The organism is Kineosporia mesophila, from assembly GCF_021129235.1.
GTDB classification, from domain to species: domain Bacteria; phylum Actinomycetota; class Actinomycetes; order Actinomycetales; family Kineosporiaceae; genus Kineosporia; species Kineosporia mesophila.
On the sequence record NZ_JAJOMA010000010.1, the window covers coordinates 215,698 to 236,202 of the forward strand.

The 20,505-nt window shown below is 71.4% G+C and carries 15 protein-coding genes; 12 read left to right on the forward strand and 3 right to left on the reverse strand.

Translation table 11 applies throughout. The features are described from left to right. Positions 1 to 70: 70 nt before the first annotated feature. Positions 71 to 457 (forward strand): DUF3040 domain-containing protein, encoded by a 387-nt coding sequence (locus tag LR393_RS16345; protein WP_231484785.1) that lies wholly within the window; start codon positions 71 to 73, stop codon positions 455 to 457. Positions 458 to 863: 406 nt separating this feature from the next. On the opposite strand, the gene LR393_RS16350 is transcribed toward LR393_RS16345, so the two are convergent. Genes LR393_RS16350 through LR393_RS16360 form a run of 3 tightly spaced genes read right to left on the reverse strand, consistent with a single transcriptional unit; the run spans position 864 to position 5,730 of the window. Then, on the reverse strand, positions 864 to 3,251 hold the full coding sequence (locus LR393_RS16350; RefSeq protein WP_231484786.1) for a transglutaminase TgpA family protein: 2,388 nt from the start codon (positions 3,249 to 3,251) through the stop codon (positions 864 to 866). Further along, positions 3,251 to 4,744, reverse strand: coding sequence for a DUF58 domain-containing protein (locus LR393_RS16355; protein ID WP_231484787.1), 1,494 nt, complete (start codon positions 4,742 to 4,744; stop codon positions 3,251 to 3,253). Before LR393_RS16355 ends, LR393_RS16350 begins: the two co-directional genes overlap by 1 nt. Further along, the gene (locus tag LR393_RS16360; RefSeq protein ID WP_231484842.1) at positions 4,741 to 5,730 is read right to left on the reverse strand and encodes an AAA family ATPase; all 990 of its coding nucleotides are present in this window, start codon (positions 5,728 to 5,730) and stop codon (positions 4,741 to 4,743) included. The genes LR393_RS16355 and LR393_RS16360 overlap by 4 nt, the downstream gene beginning before the upstream one ends. 688 nt (positions 5,731 to 6,418) lie before the next feature. Between LR393_RS16360 and mraZ the strand changes: the two genes are divergently transcribed. The 11 genes from mraZ to LR393_RS35425 all read left to right on the forward strand — a co-directional run bounded on the left by mraZ (position 6,419) and on the right by LR393_RS35425 (position 20,473). Beyond that, positions 6,419 to 6,850, forward strand: coding sequence for a division/cell wall cluster transcriptional repressor MraZ (gene mraZ, locus LR393_RS16365; RefSeq protein ID WP_231484788.1), 432 nt, complete (start codon positions 6,419 to 6,421; stop codon positions 6,848 to 6,850). A gap of 435 nt (positions 6,851 to 7,285) precedes the next feature. After that, positions 7,286 to 8,338 (forward strand): 16S rRNA (cytosine(1402)-N(4))-methyltransferase RsmH, encoded by a 1,053-nt coding sequence (gene rsmH / locus LR393_RS16370; protein ID WP_231484789.1) that lies wholly within the window; start codon positions 7,286 to 7,288, stop codon positions 8,336 to 8,338. Then, complete coding sequence (locus LR393_RS16375) at positions 8,335 to 8,799, forward strand: hypothetical protein (protein WP_231484790.1); 465 nt, start codon at positions 8,335 to 8,337, stop codon at positions 8,797 to 8,799. The genes rsmH and LR393_RS16375 overlap by 4 nt, the downstream gene beginning before the upstream one ends. 521 nt (positions 8,800 to 9,320) lie before the next feature. Beyond that, complete coding sequence (locus LR393_RS16380) at positions 9,321 to 11,054, forward strand: peptidoglycan D,D-transpeptidase FtsI family protein (protein WP_231484791.1); 1,734 nt, start codon at positions 9,321 to 9,323, stop codon at positions 11,052 to 11,054. Between the two features lie 31 nt (positions 11,055 to 11,085). Then, positions 11,086 to 12,705: a UDP-N-acetylmuramoyl-L-alanyl-D-glutamate--2,6-diaminopimelate ligase gene (locus LR393_RS16385; protein ID WP_231484792.1), complete on the forward strand. Its 1,620-nt coding sequence runs from the start codon at positions 11,086 to 11,088 to the stop codon at positions 12,703 to 12,705. A 156-nt stretch (positions 12,706 to 12,861) separates the two neighbouring features. Beyond that, complete coding sequence (gene mraY / locus LR393_RS16390; protein ID WP_231484793.1) at positions 12,862 to 13,947, forward strand: phospho-N-acetylmuramoyl-pentapeptide-transferase; 1,086 nt, start codon at positions 12,862 to 12,864, stop codon at positions 13,945 to 13,947. After that, positions 13,944 to 15,401, forward strand: a complete 1,458-nt coding sequence (gene murD / locus LR393_RS16395; RefSeq protein ID WP_231484794.1) for a Mur ligase family protein — start codon at positions 13,944 to 13,946, stop codon at positions 15,399 to 15,401. Before mraY ends, murD begins: the two co-directional genes overlap by 4 nt. Continuing rightward, on the forward strand, positions 15,398 to 16,666 hold the full coding sequence (gene ftsW / locus LR393_RS16400) for a putative lipid II flippase FtsW (protein WP_231484795.1): 1,269 nt from the start codon (positions 15,398 to 15,400) through the stop codon (positions 16,664 to 16,666). The genes murD and ftsW overlap by 4 nt, the downstream gene beginning before the upstream one ends. Next, complete coding sequence (gene murG, locus LR393_RS16405; RefSeq protein WP_231484796.1) at positions 16,663 to 17,751, forward strand: undecaprenyldiphospho-muramoylpentapeptide beta-N-acetylglucosaminyltransferase; 1,089 nt, start codon at positions 16,663 to 16,665, stop codon at positions 17,749 to 17,751. The genes ftsW and murG overlap by 4 nt, the downstream gene beginning before the upstream one ends. Beyond that, positions 17,748 to 19,325 carry a UDP-N-acetylmuramate--L-alanine ligase gene (gene murC, locus LR393_RS16410; protein WP_269327320.1) on the forward strand — a complete coding sequence of 526 codons (1,578 nt, stop codon included), beginning with the start codon at positions 17,748 to 17,750 and terminating at the stop codon, positions 19,323 to 19,325. Before murG ends, murC begins: the two co-directional genes overlap by 4 nt. Next, positions 19,322 to 20,473 (forward strand): cell division protein FtsQ/DivIB, encoded by a 1,152-nt coding sequence (locus LR393_RS35425; protein ID WP_269327321.1) that lies wholly within the window; start codon positions 19,322 to 19,324, stop codon positions 20,471 to 20,473. The genes murC and LR393_RS35425 overlap by 4 nt, the downstream gene beginning before the upstream one ends. The last annotated feature ends 32 nt before the right edge of the window (positions 20,474 to 20,505 follow it).

Sequence of the window (20,505 nt, forward strand, 5' to 3'; positions counted from 1 at the left end):
TGTGCGACCTATTCTGTGACCATCGCCGGAACGCATGTGGAACGACCGGTGTGACCGTCAGGAGGTCGAAGTGCCGCTCTCCGATAACGAGCAGCGTCTGCTTGAGCAGATGGAGCGCGCGCTCTATGCCGAGGATCCGAAGTTCGCCTCGGCAATGCGTGGTGCCAACCGACGGCCAGGGGCCGGTCGGCGGCTTGCTATTGGGGGCACGGGTATCGTGCTCGGGCTCGTAGTGCTCGTCTTTGGCGTGGCCAATAACAACATCCCGGTCGGGGTGCTCGGCTTCGTCTGCATGCTCGGTGGTACGGCTTATGCCGTTTCCAGTAAGCGCAGAGGGCCAGTAGGCGTTGTCAATGCGGCCGGTGCCGTCCGTCCCCCGGTGAAACGCAAAGCCAGCAAGGGCAGCTTCATGCAGCGCCTAGAGCAGCGCTGGGATCGTCGCAGGGATGAACGCTGATCAGCACCGTTCCTGTGAACACGTCAGACAGCACATGAAAGATGCTTGACGGCAAGGGGCCCCGCTCCGGCGGGGCCGACAAGCTGAATGCAGGGTTCATGGAGGCGGTACCGCACTCGTGCGGCGCCGCCTAGCGCTGTTTGGCGAGCGAACCCGTCGTCATGATCAGGCCCGGGTCGGCCCTGCCACGGGGCGGCCCGGGCCTGATCATGAGGAGAACAGGGCACAGAACCTGATGGTGGACGCCCGAACTCACCTGGGTGCGTCCCCAGCCCTTTCGTTCGTGATCATGCAAAACCTCCCCCGCGTTCTAGAACTCTGTCGCTGAGAGTTCTAGAACCTCGGGGAGGTTTTGCATGATCACAAAAAGGGGGACGCGCGAACAGGGGGACTGAGACGGGCCGGGTCAGGAGCGGGTGCTGCCGGCCTTCTCCCGGGGCTTGCGCCCAGCGGTTCCGTCCTCGTCCGGTCCGGAGGAGGACGATCCCCGCCGGAAGCGTGACGTGATCCAGGGGGTCAGCCCGGCCAGGGCGGTGAGGCCGGAGCCGGGCCACAGGCGGGCCGTCCACCGGGTGCGGCCGGACTTCTGCACCGCCACCGCCCCGACAATGAGGGCGACGTCATGGCGCCGGTCGGCCGCGGCCCGGCCCGGCTCGTCGGTCGGCGGGGCGTAGAGGGCGTTCTCCAGTTCGTCCACCAGCCGGTCCAGCGCGGCGGACTGCTCGGGTGCGAGCTGGTAATCGTCGTTGAGACGTTGCCGGACGGCGCGCGGCGTCCACGACGCGGCCCAGCGCACCCCCAGGTCGCTCAGCCCGAGCCGCAGGTCGTCCCACGCGGCGGTGGCCAGGCCGGACGCGGTGACGGCCTGCCGCCAGCGCCGCCGTCCGGCCACGACGGAGGCCGTGCGGGGCGCGGCCAGGCCGAGCAGCACGACCAGCAGCAGCACCACGGGCTGCCACGGCACCGAGAAGCCTCCGTCGGACGAGGTACCCGCGGCCTCCTGCTGCTCCTGCGTGGCCTCGGCCTCGGCGGTGCTACTGGCGTCGCCCTCGCTGGTGTCCGGCGCGGTGGTGGTGCTGGTCTGGCTGTCGGGGGTGTCGGAGTTCGTGCCGGTGTTCGGCAGGGTCCAGTCGGGGGCAGCCTGACCGCTGCGCGGCGTCGGCTCGAAACGCACCCAGCCGACACCGGCGAAGTACAGCTCGGGCCAGGCGTGGGCGTCGCGCGAGGAGATGATGCGGGTGTTCTGGGTCTGCACGCTGCCGGGCAGGAAGCCGACGGCGACCCGGGCGGGAATGCCGAGCTGGCGCGCCATCACGGCCATCGTCGAGGCGTAGTGCACGCAGTAGCCCTCGCGGGCCTTGAGGAACTCCACGATCGCCTGGGCACTGCCGTCACCGTTCTTGGTCTCGGGTGCCTTGGTGTTGTAGACGAAGCCGCCGCCGGTGCGGAACCACTCCTGGAGCCGTACGGCCTTCTCGTAGGCGGATCCGTTGCCGGCCACGTTACGGGCGGTCCGCTCGATCTCGGCGGGCATGTCGTCGGGCAGCTGGGTGTACTGCTTGACGATCCCCTCCGGGGCCGTGCCGGCGTTGGCCAGCTGGTCGGCGGTCGGCGTGACCTCGGTGAACTCGACGCCGTAGTTGGCCTGGGTGGTGTCGACCTTGTTGCCGATGACGTTCAGCGTGTCCGGGTCGTACAGCCACTCGCCGTCCAGCCCGGTGACGGTCCTCGCCGGGTAGGGCAGGGGCAGGTAGGTCTCCCGCAGCCGGTAGATCTGGATCTGACTGGTCTCACTCGAGGTCTTCACCGCGGCGGTCAGACCGGGCGCCGTGGGCAGCCCTTTGCTGATGTTGTTGGCGCGCGGGATCTTCTTCCCGCTCGGCTTCCAGGTCTTGCCGTCGTACTCGTCGTCGGTGACGATCCGCAGCGGGTCCGGGTTGTCGACCGTGGTGGTGTAGGCGAGCAGTTCGGTGTCGACCGGGTCGTTCAGGTCGCGGCGCATGTCGAGGATCGGGTTGATCCGGGTGATCACGGTGCCACCGGAACCGTCGGAGCCGTCGCCGGATCCGCCGAGCAGCTGGTTGTCCAGACCGGGCACGAAGGAGGGGATCGCCACGGCCAGGGCCACAGCGGCCAGGCCCACCCGGCGACCGCCCCGGGCCAGGCCGGTGTCGCCGCCGGCCCGGGCGGGACGCTGCCCGGCCGAGGCCAGCACCCGGCCCCAGGCGCGCACCCGGTCACCGGCGTCGGCGGAGAGCAGCAGCAGGAAACCCGCGGCCGCGATCAGGAACAGGTACCAGGGCAGACCGTCGTCGAGAAGGGCGGCGGGCACGCAGTACATCGCCAGCAGCGGCAGCCCGGCCAGGGCCGGCTGCCGGAACGAGGTGGCCAGGATGTCGACGGCCAGCGCGACCAGCCCGGTACCCCCGGCGGCGAGCAGCACGATCCCGCGCGTCGCGTCGACCGGCGGGGACTGGCTCTGGGTGATCTGGAGACCGGTGTCGAGCAGGTCGGAGAGCATCCGGACGGCGCCGGGCGGGTCGGCGATCTCACCGCGCGCGAACAGCACGACGATCGCCAGGAACAGCACGACGGCCTGGAGCCCGACCACGGCCGGCCACCAGCCCCGGGCCAGCTGGCGCCCGACGATGCCGGTCACCATCACCGCCAGCACCATGATCGCCGCGGCGAACAGCCAGGTGGAACCCTTGATCAGGGGAGCGAGGGTGAGCGCGGCCACCAGGCTGGCGACCGCGGCGGTCACCGCCATCCGCTCGTCGGAACCGTTGCTCATCACAGAAACCGCCCAAAGCCGTCGCCGGAACCGTTCTGGCCGTTCGCCGTGCCGTTCGCCGTGCCGTTCGCAGGGCCGTTCGCAGGGCCGTTCGCCGGGCCACCAGCACGGCCGTTCCCGCCGTTCGCGGCCCAGCCCGGAGTCCCATTCATAGACGCCGAAGCTGTGCCGCCCGCGGGCACAGGCGGTGGGGAGACCCCGATCCCGGCCCCGAGCTCCGCGCCGGCTCCGACCGCGGTGCTCGCCGCGCTGCTCCAGACCTCGGTGATGATCTGCCGCGGCCCGGCCTCGACGACGGCCCAGCCGCCACCCCGCAGCAGGGACATCATCCGCTGGCGGTTCTGGGTGGAGCCCCGGGCCGCGTTCTGCGCCCACTCCGGCGTGTTCAGCAGCACCGCGATCCCGCCGCGGCCCTCCAGGCCCAGTTCCCCGAGCTTCAGGGCCACCGACTCGTCGATGTCGCCGAGCACCGCGATGACCAGACCGTCGCCCCCGGCACGGTGCATGGTGGCCACGGCGTCGTCCAGCACGTCGTCGTCGCCGGCCTGTACCACGGCGAGCCGTTCCAGTAGCTCCCCGGAGGCCTCCCCGGAGTGCGGGTTGGACCAGGCGGCGGGGGTGCCGTCCACGATCAGGCGGATGCCGTGCTTCTCTTCGGCGAAGTGCACGGCGATCGACGCGGCCGCGCTGACCGCCCACTCGAACGAGGAGCCCGGGCCGTCCCCGCGGTGGGCGCGGGCCCGGGTGTCGAGCAGCACGGTGGCGCGCATCTGCCGGGGCTGTTCCTCGCGGCGCACCATCAGCTCGCCGCGCTTGGCGGTGGATCGCCAGTGCACGCGGCGCAGGTCGTCGCCCTCGCGGTACTCCCGGGTGGCGATGTCGTCCTCACCACTGACCGCGGCCGCCCGGGCCAGCGAGTCGCCCGCGCCGCCCCAGGTGCCGCCCGCGGTCAGGGGCACCAGCGGGTGCAGCTGGGGCACCACCACGACGTGGTCGTTACCGGTGAAGGAGCGGGTCAGCTCGCACATCCCGAACGGATCGGTGACGCGCAGCCGCAGCGGGCCGATCGGGTACTTGCCGCGCATCGCCGCGGTGAGCGAGTAGGTGACGGCGGCCCGCTGGCCGCCGGGCATCCGGTCGAGCACGAAACGTGGGGGAGCACCCAGCACGGGTGGCACCCGGTCTTCCGCCAGCAGCACCCGGGTGCGCAGCGAGGCCAGGTTCTGCAGCTCCAGCCGCACCCGCATCGGGCTGCCGACCGAGACCCGCGGCGGGGTGGTGGTGCGGGTCAGGCCGATCCGGTAGTGCGCCCGGGTCAGCATGTACACGCAGGCCAGCGGCAGGACGAGCAGCAGGACCGCGATCCGGAGCAGATCCTGACGGCCGAGTACCACCGCGCAGATGCCGGAGGCGACCCCGGCGGAGAGGAAGGACCGCCCCCGGGTGGTCAGCCCGGACAGCGCCGCGCGGGCCCGGGAGAGGGCGGACCTCACGCCGGCCAGGAACCGTTGCTCGCGGCGGCGCGCGGGGCGGGCACCGGCACCTGGCTGAGGATCGAGGCGAGCACGTCGGCCGGGGCCCGGCGGGACAGCTGCGCCTCGGCGCTCGGCATCAGGCGGTGGGCCAGCACCAGCGGGGTGAGCGACTGCACGTCGTCGGGGATCACGTGACCCCGGCCGCTCATCGCGGCCCGGGCCTTGGAGGCGCGCAGCAGGTGCAGGGCCGACCGCGGGGAGGCGCCCAGGCGTAGCTCCGGGTTCGAGCGGGTGGCCCGGACCAGGTTGACCACGTACTCCTTGATGCCGTCGGCGGCGTACACCGACCGGCTCACCGCGATCAGGGAGCGCACCGTGTTCGCGTCGCAGGCCGGGCGCAGGCCGGACAGCGGGTCGTGCTCGCCGTGGTGACCGAGCATGTCCAGCTCGGCGTTGGCGGAGGGGTAGCCCATCGACACCCGCGCCATGAAGCGGTCGCGCTGGGCCTCGGGCAGCGGGAAGGTGCCCTCCATCTCCACCGGGTTCTGGGTCGCGACCACGATGAAGGGGGACTCCAGGTAGTGGGTCACACCGTCGACCGTGACCTGGTGCTCCTCCATGCACTCCAGGAGGGCGGACTGCGTCTTCGGGCTGGCGCGGTTGATCTCGTCACCGACCACGATGTTCGCGAACACGGCGCCGGGCTTGAACTCGAACTCGTGCCGTTCCTGCCGGTAGATGCTGACGCCGGTGACGTCGCTGGGCAGCAGGTCGGGCGTGAACTGGATGCGCTTGACCGTGCAGTCGACCGCCCGGCCGAGCGCCTTGGCCAGCATGGTCTTACCGACGCCGGGCACGTCTTCCACCAGCAGGTGGCCCTCGGCCAGCAGAACCGTGACGGCGAGGTCCACCACGTCGGGTTTGCCCTCGATGACCGACTCGATCGCCGACTTGATAGCTCCGGTCACGCCTGCGAGGTACTCGAGTTCCCGCGGGCCGGCCATGGTCGTCACGTGTGCAGCCTCCGTGCCTCCGGACCGTCACGGTCCGGGGGGTGCCTGTCGTCCGGGTAGGCCCGGCAGAAGTCGTGCAGGTATATGTGTGCGGTGCTTGGTGCTGATCAGTCTCTCAAACGCTGAAGCATCCTGCAGCGTCCCTCCGGGGCGTCAGGAGGGGAGCGGTAGCCCCGTCCGCCCCTCCGGTACCCGTCCGTACTCATAGGTACTCGCCGATCCGCAGCAAGAAGGGCCTATCGGGACATACGGACGGCGACGGCGCGCGGCCCGCGCAGTTCGCACGTGATCGCCCCCACATGCGCGGGCCGGGAGAGCACCTCGTCCACTATTCCCCACCGCCCCCCACCCGCGGGCAGTTGTCGCCCCCCGCGTCCCCACTTTGCTCCCCGTCGGCCCGTCGAGGGTGCCCCGACCCTCCCCGAAGGGGGCATATGACCGTTGGGGCAGCGCTGTCAAGACTGTGGATGACACTCGGACGCAAACATCCCCCACGTTCGCATCCGGCCCGCTGACCTGCACTTTCGTGCAACTGGCGGCTGCGGAATCCACCGTTCCGCCATTGCGTGTGGGGGGAAGTGGAGTAATGTGGAGGCCACTGGAGCAGGGAGGAGTTCACGGATGACACCTCTCGCCCCAGCTGTTCTGAATAGGGAGGGGCGAGGGAAGGGGACCGTAGATGTTCCTCGGTACCCATACACCTCGCCTCGACGACAAGGGCCGGATGATCCTTCCGGCCAAGTTCCGCGAGCAACTGGAGGAAGGGGTGATCGTGACCAGGGGTCAGGAGCGTTGTCTCTATGTCTTCCCCGTCGACGAGTTCTCCCGGATCTCCGACCAGTTGCGCCAGGCACCGGTGACCAGCAAGCAGGCGCGCGACTACCTACGGGTGTTCCTCTCCGGGGCATCCGACGAGGCGGTCGACAAACAGGGCCGGATCACCATCCCGGCCATGTTGCGCACCTATGCCGGTCTGACCCGCGACTGCGCCGTGATCGGCGCCGGTCAGCGGATCGAGATCTGGGACCTGGCGGCGTGGGAGTCGTACCTCGAGGAGCAGGAACAGGCGTTCGCCGAGCAGGCCGAGGAAGTTGTTCCCGGGTTGTTCTGATGTCGCCTGATCTCGTGCCACCCCGCAGGAGCACCACGCCGCAGCAGCAGAACCGAGCATCCAGTGCTGACTCATGGCCGGCCCGACTCGCCGACGATGAGGTCTCCAGCCGCCCGAGGCGTCCTGACACACCTTCCCCGGTGTCAGGCCGCAGTTCGGTCGGAGCGGATGGAGACCTGATCGGCGGACGTCGGCCCGCCCCGGAGCGCGGGTCTCACCTCTGACGAGACACCTGCAGCCTACTTCCCACCACATCTCTGTCACCCTGCCGGGTCGGCGAACCCCTGCCGCACCCGCAACGACCCGTACAAGAAGTCAGTCACGGAGTGTAATCGCCGAACGCGCACAGCCCCCAGCGGCTTCCCTGCCCACGAAAACCATTCTGCGGACCGGAGAAATGCTCCGGCCGCGCCGCACCCCCGAGGGGAGGTCGCGATGACCAGCCCTGACCCGGCCGGCCCGGCCGACGATGTCGCCGAGGCCCACGAACGACATGTCCCCGTCATGCGCGACCGCTGTGTCGAACTGCTGGCGCCCGCGCTGGACAGGCCCGGATCGATCGTGGTGGACGCCACGCTCGGTATGGGCGGCCACAGCGAGGCCCTGCTCAGCGCCTGCCCGCAGGCCACGCTGGTCGGTATCGACCGCGACCCGCAGGCCCTGGAACTGGCCGGCCGCCGGCTGGCCGGTTTCGGTGACCGCGTGCGCCTGGCGCACGCCGTCTACGACGACATCCCCCAGGTCCTCACCGACCTGGGGATCGGCAAGGTCGACGGTGTCCTGATGGACCTCGGCGTCTCGTCCCTCCAGCTGGACGAGAGCGACCGGGGCTTCGCCTATGCGGTGGACGCGCCGCTGGACATGAGGATGAACCAGACCGAGGGTGTCTCCGCGGCCGACGTCCTCAACACCTACGCCGCCGCCGACCTGGTCCGGATCCTGCGTGACTACGGCGAGGAGCGGTTCGCCAAGCGCATCGTCTCGGCGATCGTGCGCGAGCGGACGGCCCGGCCGTTCACGACCAGCGCCCGGCTGGTCGAGCTGATCCGGGACAACGTGCCGGCCGCCACCCGGCGCACCGGTGGCAACCCGGCCAAGCGCACGTTCCAGGCGCTGCGGATCGAGGTCAACCAGGAGCTCGAGGTGCTGCAGCGGGCCGTGCCCGCGGCGGTGGATGCGCTCGCCGTCGGCGGCCGGATCGCCGTGCTGGCCTACCACTCCCTGGAAGACCGCATCGTGAAACGGGTGTTCGCGGACCAGGTGCGCAGCACCACGCCGGCCGGCCTGCCGGTCGAGCTCGAGGGGCACGCCCCGCGCATGCAGTTGCTGACCCGGGGCGCCGAGGTGCCGGACGAGGCGGAGACGGCGGAGAACCCGCGCGCGGGTTCGGCCAGGCTACGGGCGGTGGAACGGCTCCGGGAGGCGCCGGCCGCCGTCGCGAAAGATGTTGTGGGCTATCGCAGGCAACGAGGAGGGGACGCAGGATGAGCACCAGCACCGCGACCGCGAGGGTTGCACCGGAATACCTTTCGGGCGCCGCGGCGGCCCGGCAGAACACCCGGCAACCGGCCCGGCCGCCGCTGCGTGTTCCGCGTCCCCGTCTGCGGGTCGTTCCCGCGCCCCGGCGTTCGCGCACCGGGCTCGCCCTGCTGTGCGTCGGCCTGCTCGGCGCCGGCCTCCTGGCCCTGCTGCTGCTCAACATCAGCATCGGCAAGGGTGCCTACGAGCTCACCGGGCTTCAGCAGAAGCAGCGGGAACTCGCCGATCAGCAGCAGTCGCTGACCGAGCAGGTCGAGTCGCAGGGCGCCCCGGGCAAGCTCGCCGGCAAGGCCAAGAAGCTCGGCATGGTGCCCGCGCCCAACCCGGCGTTCCTCGACCCGGACAACGGCAGCGTGAAGGGCGAGCCCGAGGCGGCGACCTCCCCGGCGTCGGCTGAGCCTGCGCGATGAGTACCGGTGGTGGCGCGGCCGCCCGGTCCGGGGACCCTCGGGAGTCGGGACGCGCCACCACGCCGGTTCCGAAAGCGCAGAAAACAGGACGCGGTCAGTCGTCCGCGAGGACGGGATCCGGGTCCGGCGCGTCCGGCGGCTCGTCGGGAAGTGCCAGGAACGTCATGCGTGGGGACACCTCTCCGGCCCGTGGTGGCCAGCCTCGTAACCAGCCGCCCCGTCAGGGCTCCCAGCCCCGCCGGGCTCCGGCCGGCACCGGGAGGCCGGTGGCGAAGAAGGCCGTCGGCCGGAAACCCTTACCGAATAAAGCTCCTCGGCCCGGCGCGAAACCCGTTGCCCGCAAGAGCAGTTCGCGGCAGGGTGCGAAGAAGACGGCCCGTACGCTGACTCGCTCGGCCCTCGGCCCGGCCGTGAGAACCGCTCGTACACAAGCCAGACGCCGTACCGGCGGGCGGGGCCCGGGGGGTCCCGGCGGCCCCCGGCGCCCGCTGCTGGGCCCGCCCCGGTCCGGCAGCCCGGACGTGCGGCTGCGCTGGGTCACCGGTGCCGTCGTCCTGGTCTTCCTCGTGTTCGCCGGAAAACTGTTGCAGCTACAGGCCATCGACGCCGAGAAGCTGTCGGCCGAGGCGCTGGAGAGCCGCTCGATCACCAAGCCCCTGCCCGCGCACCGCGGCGACATCCTCGACACGAACGGCAGCGTCCTCGCCACCACGGTGGAACGGCGCAACATCACCGTCGACCAGACCCTGGTGTCCGCGTACAACGAGACGGCCAAGGTGCCCAACGACGAGAAGGGCGCGGTCGGGGCGGCCCGGAAGATCGCCCCGGTCCTGAACGAGCCGGTCGCCGAGGTCGCGCAGACGCTGGCCGGCAACAAGCGCTTCAACTACGTCGCCAAGGACGTGGAACCCACCGTCTGGCGCGATGTCTCGGATCTCAGCCTCCCGGGCATCTTCAGCGAGTCGGCCAGCCGCCGCACCTATCCGGCCGACTCGGTCGCCTCGAACGTGCTCGGTTTCATCAACAGCCAGGGCGAGGCCCAGTCCGGCATCGAGAGGTCGCAGGACGAGCTGCTGAACGGCACCGACGGCACGCTCACCTACGAGAAGGGCAAGGGCGGTCAGCAGATCGCCACCGGGATGACCACCGAGACCGAACCGGTCGACGGCAAGGACGTCCAGCTCACCCTCGACCGCGACCTGCAGTGGAAGTCGCAGGAGGCGCTGGACAAGGTGGTCAAGGACGCCAACGCCGCCTCCGCGACGCTGGTGGCGCTCAACATCAGGACCGGGGAGATCCTGGCCCTGGCCGACGCCCCCACCTACAACGCCAACACGCCCAACAAGGCCAAGACGGCCGACCTCGGGAACCGGGCCCTCACCGATGTTTTCGAGCCCGGGTCGACCAGCAAGGTGATTACGGCCGCGGCCGCCATCGAGGAGGGCGTGGCGACGCCGTCGACCCACGTCACGGTGCCCAACCGGCTCGACCGGGGCGCCGCCGGCGTGATCCGCGACTCCGAGGAGCACGGTGTCGAGAAGCTGACCTTCGCCGGGGTTCTGGCCAAGTCGTCGAACATCGGCACGGTCAAGGTCGGCGAGAAGATGTCCGCGCAGACGATGTACGACTACCTGACCAAGTTCGGCATCGGCAGCAAGACCGGGGTCGGCATGACCGAGTCGGCGGGCATCCTCAGCCCGCCCGGCAAGTGGGACGGCCGCACCCGGCTGAACGTGATGTTCGGTCAGGGTCTGTCGGTGACCGCGCTGCAGTCGGCCGAGGTCTTCGCCACCATCGCCAACGACGGTGTGCGGGTGCAGCCGAAACTGGTGAAGGCCGTCACCGGGGCCGACGGCAAGCTCGAGCCGGAGCCCGAGGGCAAGAAGACCCGGGTGGTCAGCACCAGGACGGCCGAGCAGGTCCGCCTGATGCTGGAGAGCGTCGTCGGTGAGGGCGGCACGGCGGTCAACGCCGAGATCCCCGGCTACCGGGTGGCGGGCAAGACCGGTACGGCGCAGGCCTACGACGAGAGTTGCGGCTGTTACAACGGGTACACGGCCAGTTTCGTAGGGATGGCCCCGGCGGACGACCCGGCCCTGGTGGTCGCGGTCTTCGTGCAGCAGCCCCAGAACGGTCACTACGGCGGCACCCTGGCGGCGCCCGTCTTCCAGCAGATCATGTCCTACGCGCTGACCTTGCAGGGCATCGAGCCGACGGGGGCGAAGATGCCCGACGTTCCGCTCGAGTGGTCCTGAGAGGTCCCCGAAACCGGATAGATTCACGACTGTGCCGGCCCCGCTGCGCGAACCCGCGCCTGCCCGTTCCCTCGTCGACGTCGCGAGCGTCCTCGGTACCACCGTGCCGGACACTGCGCGTGACGTCGTGATCACTGGCGTCTGCCTGGATTCCCGGGCAGTACGGCCCGGTGACCTGTACGCCGCGCTGCCCGGAGCGCGCACCCACGGCGCCCGTTTCGCCGCCGGTGCCGCAGAACTGGGCGCGACGGCGGTGCTGACCGACCCCGACGGGGCGGAACTGGCGGCCGCCGCCGGATTGCCGGCGGTGATCGTTCCCCACCCCCGTCAGGTGCTCGGTGACCTGGCCGCCTGGGTGTTCGGCCGCCCGGCCGAGAAGATGCTGATGTTCGGCGTGACCGGCACCAACGGCAAGACCACCACGACCTTCCTGCTGGACGGCGCGCTGCGCGCCGGGCAGCGTCGCACCGGGCTGATCGGCACTGTGACCACCCGGTTCCTCGACGAGCAGGTCGACAGCGTGCGCACCACCCCGGAGGCCCCCGACCTGGCCGCCCTGATGGCGACGATGGTGACCCGGGGTGTGGACGTCTGCTCGATGGAGGTCTCCAGCCACGCGATCACCCTCGGCCGGGTCGACGGCATCCGCTTCGACGTGGCCGGGTTCACCAACCTCAGCCAGGACCACCTCGACTTCCACCCCACGATGGAGGACTACTTCGCCGCGAAGGCGGAGCTGTTCTCGCCGGAGCGCTCGCGGCAGGGCGTGGTCTGCGTGGACGACGAGTGGGGACGACGGCTGGCCCGGGAGGCGGGGGTGCCGGTCGTGACCTTCACCACCGTCGGCCCGTGGGCCGGAACCGACGACGCGAGCCCACCCTCGTCCTCAATCATCGAGGCCGACTGGCGTGTGACCGCCGCCCGCCCGCACGACGGGGGCACCGACTTCGTCCTGACCGGCCCGGCCGGCGTGACCGTGGACGCCCGCTGCCCGCTGCCGGGCGAGTTCAACGTGGCGAACACCGTGCTCGCGCTGCTCATGCTGGTGGCCGGAGGCATCGAGGCGGCCGATGCCGCCCGCTGGCTGGCCGACGCCCCCGCGGTGCCGGGCCGGATGGAACTCATCTCCCGCGCCGCCCCCGGGCAGCCCCTGGCCGTCGTCGACTACGCCCACAGCCCCGACGCCGTGGCGACCGCTCTGCGCGCCCTGCGCCCCTCCCTGGGGGCTGCCGGGGGGCCGCTGGTGGTGGTGCTCGGCGCCGGTGGCGACCGCGACCGCGCCAAGCGCCCGAAGATGGGCGCCGAGGCCGCCCGGCACGCCGACGTGGTGGTCGTCACCGACGACAACCCCCGTTCCGAGGTCCCCGCCGACATCCGCGCATCGGTGCTCGAAGGGGCACGATCGGTGAGCGGAACCGGCTCCGCCACCCCTGATGTGCTCGAGATCGCCGACCGCCGTCAGGCGATCGAGACCGCCGTCCGGCTCGCCGGGCCGGACGGGATCGTGCTGGTCGCGGGCAAGGGGCACGAACGCGGTCAGGAGATCGCGGGGGTCAAGCACCCGTTCGACGACCGGGAGGTGCTCGCCGAGGTGCTCGGGCGGGCCGGCGGCAATGTGGCCGCCCCGGTGCCCCAGGGCCAGAACCGGTGACGCGCGCACCGCGCGGGCTCGGTACCGTGAGCGCCGCCCCATGGGCCCCCGGCAGGTACAGGAGACCGTCCGTCTGATGTCCGGCTCGATCACTGCTTCCCCCGGCAGCACGCCGGTTCCCACCCCCACACGAACGAGAGAGACCGAGGCAGCGTCGTGAGAACGGTCCTGATCGCCGCGGCCGTATCGCTGGTCTTTGCGCTCTTCGGAACCCCGATCTTCATCCGGTTCCTGGTCAAGCGCCGTTACGGTCAGTTCGTCCGGGACGACGGCCCGACCTCGCACCACGTCAAGCGGGGCACCCCGACCATGGGTGGCGCGGTCATCATCCTCGCCACCCTGACCGGCTACACGGTGGCGCACGCCGTCACCCTGGACGGCCCGACGATGTCGGGCGTCCTGGTGCTCTACCTGATGACGGGTCTGGGTCTGGTCGGATTCCTCGACGACTTCATCAAGATCAGCAGGCAGCGAAGTCTGGGACTGACGGCCGGCGGCAAGCTCGCCGGGCAGTCGTTCGTCTCGGTGACCTTCGCGATCCTGACGCTCCAGTTCCCGGACAACGGTTTCCGGACCCCGGGCACCACGGCGATCTCGTTCATCCGTGACACCGCGGTCGACCTGGCCTTCGCCGGGCCGGTGATCGGTCTGATCCTCTACATCGCCTGGACCTACATCATCATCGCGGGCGCCAGCAACGGCGTTAACCTGACCGACGGTCTGGACGGCCTGGCCACCGGCGCGAGCGTGATGGTGTTCGGCGGCTACGTGATGATCGGTATCTGGCAGTCCAACCAGTCGTGCCAGCTCGCCACCGGCGCCGGACCGCAGTGCTACGAGGTGCGCGATCCGCGTGACCTGGCCGTGGTTGCGGCCTGTGTGATGGGTGCCTGCTTCGGCTTCCTCTGGTGGAACGCCTCGCCGGCCAAGATCTTCATGGGTGACACCGGTTCGCTCGCCCTCGGCGGCGGCCTGGCCGGCCTGGCCATCACCACCCGCACCGAGCTGCTTCTCGTGCCGCTGGCCGGCCTGTTCATCATGATCACGCTGTCGGTCATCATCCAGGTCGGCTCGTTCAAACTGACCGGGAGACGGGTGTTCCGCATGGCGCCCCTGCAACACCACTTCGAACTGGTCGGGTGGGGCGAGGTCACCATCGTCATCCGGTTCTGGATCATCGCCGGGCTCTTCGTGGCGCTCGGTCTCGGAGTCTTCTACGCCGAGTGGGTGGTGGGTATATGAGCGACCCCCGGGCCCATGAGTGGAACGGCCTGCGGGTCGTCGTCGCCGGGATCGGGATCTCCGGTTTCGCCTGTGCGGACGCCCTGCTCGAGCGGGGCGCGCAGGTCGTCGTGGTGGATCACACCGATGCCGGCTCGCGCGGGGAGCGCGGCACCGTGCTGGGCATGCTGGGCGCGGACATCCGCCTCGGCGCCGAGCACGTCACCGCCCTGCCCGCCGTGGACGGCGAGCCCGCTCAGCTGCTGATCGTCTCGCCGGGCTGGGCCGACGACCAGCCGGTGCTCGCCGGCGCGCTCGCCGCGGGCATCCCGGTCTGGGCCGAGGCCGAGCTGGCCTGGCGCCTGCGGCCCGCCGGGAGGCCGGCCCCCTGGCTGACCGTCACCGGCACCCGGGGCAAGGCCACCACCACCACGATGCTGGCCACCATGCTGGCGGCCGACGGCAGGCGCGCGACCTCCACCGGGCAGGCGGGCACCTCGCTGCTGGAATCGGTACTGCACCCGGAGCCGTACGACGTGCTCGCCGTGCAGCTGTCGGCGTTCCAGCTGCGCTGGTCGTCCAGCGTGCAGCCGCTGGCGTCGGTGTGCCTGAACGTCGGCCCGGCCGACACCGGCAGCCTGGCCGCGCGCGGGCTGGTCTACCGCAACACCGAGATCGCCTGCGTCTACAACGTCGCCGACGAGGCCACCGAGCAGCTGGTGCGCGACGCCGAGGTGATCGAGGGCGCCCGCGCCATCGGTTTCAGCGGTGGGGTGCCCGCCGTGTCGATGCTCGGCCTGGTCGAGGACGTGCTCTGCGATCGGGCGTTCGTGCCTCAGCGGGCCACCGCGGCCGCCGAACTGGGCACGATCGACGACGTGCGCACCGCCGGGGCCGGCGTGCTGGCCGCCCACAACGTGCTCAACGCCCTGGCCGCCGCCTCGCTGGCGCGGGCGTTCGGCGTCGTCCCGTCGGCCGTGCGCGACGGGCTGCGTCACTACTACCCGTTGCCGCACCGGCTGAACCTGCTGCAGAAGACGAACGACGTGGACTGGGTGGACGACTCGTCGGCCACCGATGCCTACGCGGCCGCGGCCGGGCTGGCGAGTTTCGCCTCCGTGGTCTGGATCGCGGGTGGCTACGGACCGGCTCCGGACGACCTGGACGCGGTGGTCGAGAAGTACGCGGCCCGGCTGCGCGGGGTCGTGCTGCTGCCCGGCGACGGCACGTCCGCGCTGCGGGAGGCCCTCGGCCGACACGCCCCGGATGTCCCGGTCCTGGATGCCGCCGTCACCGAGACTGGGGGGATGCCTGAGATCGAGCCGGTGATGCGGTCTGCCGTCGAACGCGCCGGCGACCTCGCCCGGCCCGGCGACACGGTGCTCTACTCACCGGTTCTCGCGGCCCGCGAGGGTGAGCCGTTCTCGGCCCGGGGCCAGGCGTTCGCCCTCGCCCTGAAAGACGTGCCGGCGTGACGGTCACCGTCGAACCGCCGCTGGTCGGCGGGGCCCGGGACGGGGACTCGCTCTCGCAGCGCGTCGCCGGGCGGCTGAACTCGCCGCTCACCTCGTACTACCTGGTGTTCGGGGCGACTGTCGCGCTGACCTGCATCGGTCTGGTGATGGTGCTGTCCAGCTCCAGCGTCGAGTCGATCGCCGACGGCGCCTCGCCGTTCACCGAGTTCTGGCGGCAGGCGATGTTCGCCGCGATCGGGGTGCCGGCGATGCTCGTGGCCATGCGCATCCCGGTGCGCACGTGGCAGGTGCTGGGGTGGCCGCTGCTGCTCCTGTCGTTCGTGCTGCAGATGCTCACCTTCGTGCCCGGCATCGGTGTCGGCGCCAAGGGCAACCACGGCTGGATCCTCATCGCCGGTTTCACCCTGCAGCCCGCCGAGGTCGGCAAGTTCGCCCTGATCGTCTGGGGCGCCACCGTGCTGGTGCGCAAGCGCCCGCTGATGGACCAGCCGCTGCACGCCCTGATCCCGGTGGTGCCGGGCGCCGGTGTACTGCTCCTGCTCATCCTGGGCGGGAAAGACCTGGGCACGGCGATGGTGGTCATGGCGATCATGGCCGGGCTGCTCTTCGTGGCCGGGGCCCCGCTGCGCATCTTCGCCGCGGCCTCGGGGGTACTGCTGCTGGCGGTGCTCGCGCTGGCGCAGACCGGTAACCGCCTCGACCGGATCGGCAGCTGGCTGAACGGCTGCTCCGCCACCAGCGCGGACGCCATGGGTGCCTGCTTCCAGAGCGTGCACGGCCAGTGGGCCCTGGCCTCCGGCGGGTGGTGGGGCGTGGGCCTCGGCGCCAGCCGGGAGAAGTGGGGCCTGCTGCCCGAGGCGCACAACGACTTCATCTTCGCCATCGTCGGCGAGGAGCTCGGCCTGGTCGGGACGCTGCTCGTGATCGGCCTGCTGCTGACCCTGTGTCTCGGCCTGGCCCGGATCGTGCTGCGCACCGACGACCTGTTCGTGAAAATTGCTACTTCGGGAGTTCTGATCTGGGTGGTCACCCACTCCGTCATCAACATCGGTGGGGTCATCGGCCTGCTGCCGATCGTCGGGATGCCGCTGCCGCTGGTCTCCAGCGGCGGCACGGCGCTCATCACGATGCTCGGGGCCCTGGGCATGGTGCTCGGGTTCGCCCGGCGGGAGACCGGGGCCGCGCAGGCTCTGGCCGCCCGGGTGGGCCTGGTCCAGCGGTCGCTGGCTGTGCTCCCGGTCCGGCGTGAGGGGAGGAACCGATGAGCCTCTCCGTCGTTCTCGCCGGTGGTGGAACCACCGGCCACATCGCCCCGCTGCTGGCCCTGGCCGACTGCCTGCGCCGCCGTGACCCGGACACCCGCATCACCGCGCTGGGCACGGCCGAGGGCCTGGAGGCCCGGCTGGTCCCGGCCGCCGGTTACGACCTCCAGCTGATGCCCCGCGTGCCGATGCCCCGGCGGCCCTCGGCCGACCTGCTCCGGTTGCCCCAGCGCCTGAAGGCGGCCATCGACGCGGCCGCCGCGGTGCTGGACGACGCGGACGTGCTGGTCGGTTTCGGTGGCTACGTGTCGTCGCCGGCCTACATCGCGGCGCGGCTGAAGAAGGTGCCGTTCGTGGTGCACGAGGCCAACGCCCGGCCCGGCCTGGCGAACAAGCTCGGCGCCCGGTTCACGCCCTACGTCGGCGTCACCTTCCCGGACACGCCGCTGCGCGGGGGACAGGTGATGGGACTGCCGCTGCGCACCCAGATCACCGGTCTGGACCGTCAGGAGCAGCGGGAGACCGCCCGGGTGGCCCTCGGCCTGAAGCCGAACCAGACCACGCTCTTCGTCACCGGCGGCTCGCTCGGCGCGCAGCAGCTGAACGACACGTTCGGCGCGGCGGCGCAGATGCTGACCGCCGCCGGCATCCAGGTGCTGCACACCTCGGGCCGGGACAAGACCGTTTCGTTCCCGGGGGAGCAGCCGGCCGGTTACGTCGTCACCCCGTACCTGGACCGGATGGACCTGGCCTACGCGGCGGCCGACGCCGTGGTGTGCCGGTCCGGCGCCGGCAACGTCAGCGAGGTCACCGCCCTGGGTCTGCCCGCGGCGTACGTGCCCCTGCCGATCGGCAACGGTGAGCAGCGCCTCAACGCGGAGCCGGTGGTACGGGCGGGCGGAGGCCTGCTGATCGACAACGAAGCGTGCAACCTGCGCTGGGTCGAGACCACCCTGTTGCCCCTGCTGAGCGACCCGGGACGGCTGAGTGCCATGGGGGACGCGGCCGCCCGGTTCGGGATCCGCGACGCCGATGAGCGGCTCGCGTCGATGGTCGAGGTCGCGGCCTCACGTGGAGGAGCCCGATGAGTCAGAGCCCTGAACCCCACGACCAGGTGGAAGGCGAGCCCGGCGGCTCCCCGACCCCGAGCGTGCCGACCATGGCCGGTTCCCGGGTCGGTGGCCGGCTGTCCAACGAGGCCACCGTCACCAGCGCCTCCGGCGCTCCCCTGGTGGACGACCCGATCCTGTCCGCGCATCTGATCGGCATCGGCGGCGCCGGGATGTCGGGCATTGCCCGGCTGCTCCTCGCGCGCGGTGTCGTGGTGTCGGGCAGCGACAACCGGGACAGCCCGGTGCTGGCGGCCCTGCGGGCCGGTGGCGCGGCTGTCTTCATCGGCCACCGCGCCGACCAGGTGCCGGCCGGGTCCACCGTGGTGATCTCCACGGCCGTGCGCCCGGACAACCCGGAGCTGGTCGAGGCCCGGGCCCAGGACCTGCGGGTGCTGCACCGCTCCGAGGCGCTGGCCGCGCTGATGACCGGCCGCCGCCCGGTGGCGATCGCCGGTACCCACGGCAAGACCACCACCACCGGAATGACCACGGTGCTGCTGCGCGAGTGCGGGCTCGACCCGTCGTTCGCGATCGGCGGCGAGCTGACCGAGGGTGGCCAGGGTGCGCACGACGGCGCCGGCGACATCTTCGTGGCCGAGGCGGACGAGTCGGACGGCTCGTTCCTGCTCTACCGGCCCGAGGTCGCGGTCATCACCAACGTGGAGCCCGACCACCTCGACCACTACGGCAGCCAGGAGGCGGTCGAGGCCGCCTTCATCGAGTTCTGCCAGCGGGTCAAGCCCGGCGGCATGGTCGTGGTCTGCGGTGACGACGAGGGCGTGCGCCGGGTGATGGAGAGCGCTGCGGACAAGCTCGCGGTCCACGCCGTGCGGGTCTGCCGCTACGGCCTGGGCGAGGACAACGACGTGCGCCTGGTCGACATCGACGACACCCCCGACGGCGTCAGTTTCGCGATCGAGGCCCGGCCCGACGGCACCCGCATCGGCCCGGTCACCCTCCGCGTGCCCGGCGTGCACAACGCCCTGAACGCCGTCGCCGCCTGGTGCGTCGCCCGGCACTTCGGGGTCTCCGGGGCCCCCGCGCTGACGGCGGTGCGCAGCTTCGGCGGCACCCGTCGCCGGTTCGAGGACAAGGGCTCCCACGACGGTGTGCGCATCGTCGACGACTACGCCCACCACCCGACCGAGGTGCGCGCGGTGCTGAAGGCGGCCCGCAGCGTCACCGAGGGCCGGGTGCTGGCCGTGTTCCAGCCGCACCTGTTCAGCCGTACCCGGATCTTCGCCGAGGACTTCGGCACCGCCCTGTCGCTGGCCGACGAGGTGATCGTGCTCGACGTGTACGCCGCCCGGGAGGATCCCGAGCCCGGCGTCACCGGTGAACTCGTGGCGAACGCGGTCCGGCTGCCCCCGGCGCAGGTCGCGTACCGGCCCACCGCGTCGGCCGCCGTCGACGAGGTGCTGCGACGGGCCCAGAAGGGCGACCTGGTGATGACCATCGGCGCCGGTGACGTCACCGTCCTGGGCCCGGTGATCCTGGACGCCCTGCGGGCGGGCCGCTCCGTCGGCGACAGCGACCAGCAGCCGGCATGACGCCGTCCTCGTCGAGCGGGCCGGGTCGTCGCCCGGCCCGGGCCCCCGCCGCCCGGAACCCGGCACCCCGGCGTAAGCCGGGCCCGTCCGCGTCCTCGGGCCAGGCGACCCCGAAACCGCCGGCGAAGACACCCAGGCCGACCCCGAAGCCGACTCCCCGCCCGGCGGCGAAGAAGCCGCCGGTGAAGAAGGTGGTGGCCCAGAAGCCGGCTGCGAAGCAACCGGTGGCCCAGAAGGTGGCCAGGAAGCCGGTGGCCAAGAAGCCGGTGGCCCGGAAGAAGCCGCCCTCGCGCACCCGCCCGGTCTCGGCGAGCCGTTCGACCGGGCTGCTGCCGCAGTACCCGCGGCCGGTGGTCTCGCAGACGTCCGCGAAGCGGTTCGCCGCGCGGGCCCGGGCGCGCCGTCGCCGTCGGCTGCTGATCGGCCTGTTCACGGTGATGGTGCTCGGTGGTGGCAGCTGGCTGGCCGTGCTCTCGCCGTGGGCGCGGGTGAACCGGGTGACCGTGTCCGGTCTGGACCGGGTGCCCGAGTCGACGGTGCGCGACACCACCGACACCGAGATCGGTCATTCCATGCTGCTCGCCCGCACCTCCGACATCACGGCGCAGCTGAGCAAGCTCCGTCTGGTGAAGCACGTCGAGGTCAGCCGGTCGTGGCCGGGCACGCTCGAGGTCGAGGTGACCGAGCGCGAGCCGGTGGCCGCCCTGCCCTCGAGCCAGGTGGCGGCCAACAGCAACCACGAAGACGCCCAGACCTCGGACACCGTGCAGATGATGCAGCTGGTGGACGACGAGGGTGTGGTCATCGAGACGGTTCCGGCCCCGGGCATCCCGGCCGGACTGCCCCGGATCGAGGTCGCGCTGGGGGAGAAGCAGAGCGTGGCCAACCTGCGCGGCACCCTGGCGGTGCTGAACGGGCTGCCCGGCAACCTGAGCTCGCGTCTGAAGGCGATCGGCACCAGCTCGCCGGACGGGATCTGGCTGCGGCTGTCGGCACCGCTCGAGGGCGCGAAACAGCGCACGGTGCTCGTGCAGTGGGGCGACTCGGAACAGGGCGCCAAGAAGGCGAAGGTTCTCACCGCGCTGCTCCGGCAGAAGGCGAAGACCTACGACGTGCGGGCCCCGGAGATGCCTTCCACCGCGTCGTAGTGCCCGGCGGACCGTGGGTGACGGTCCCCACA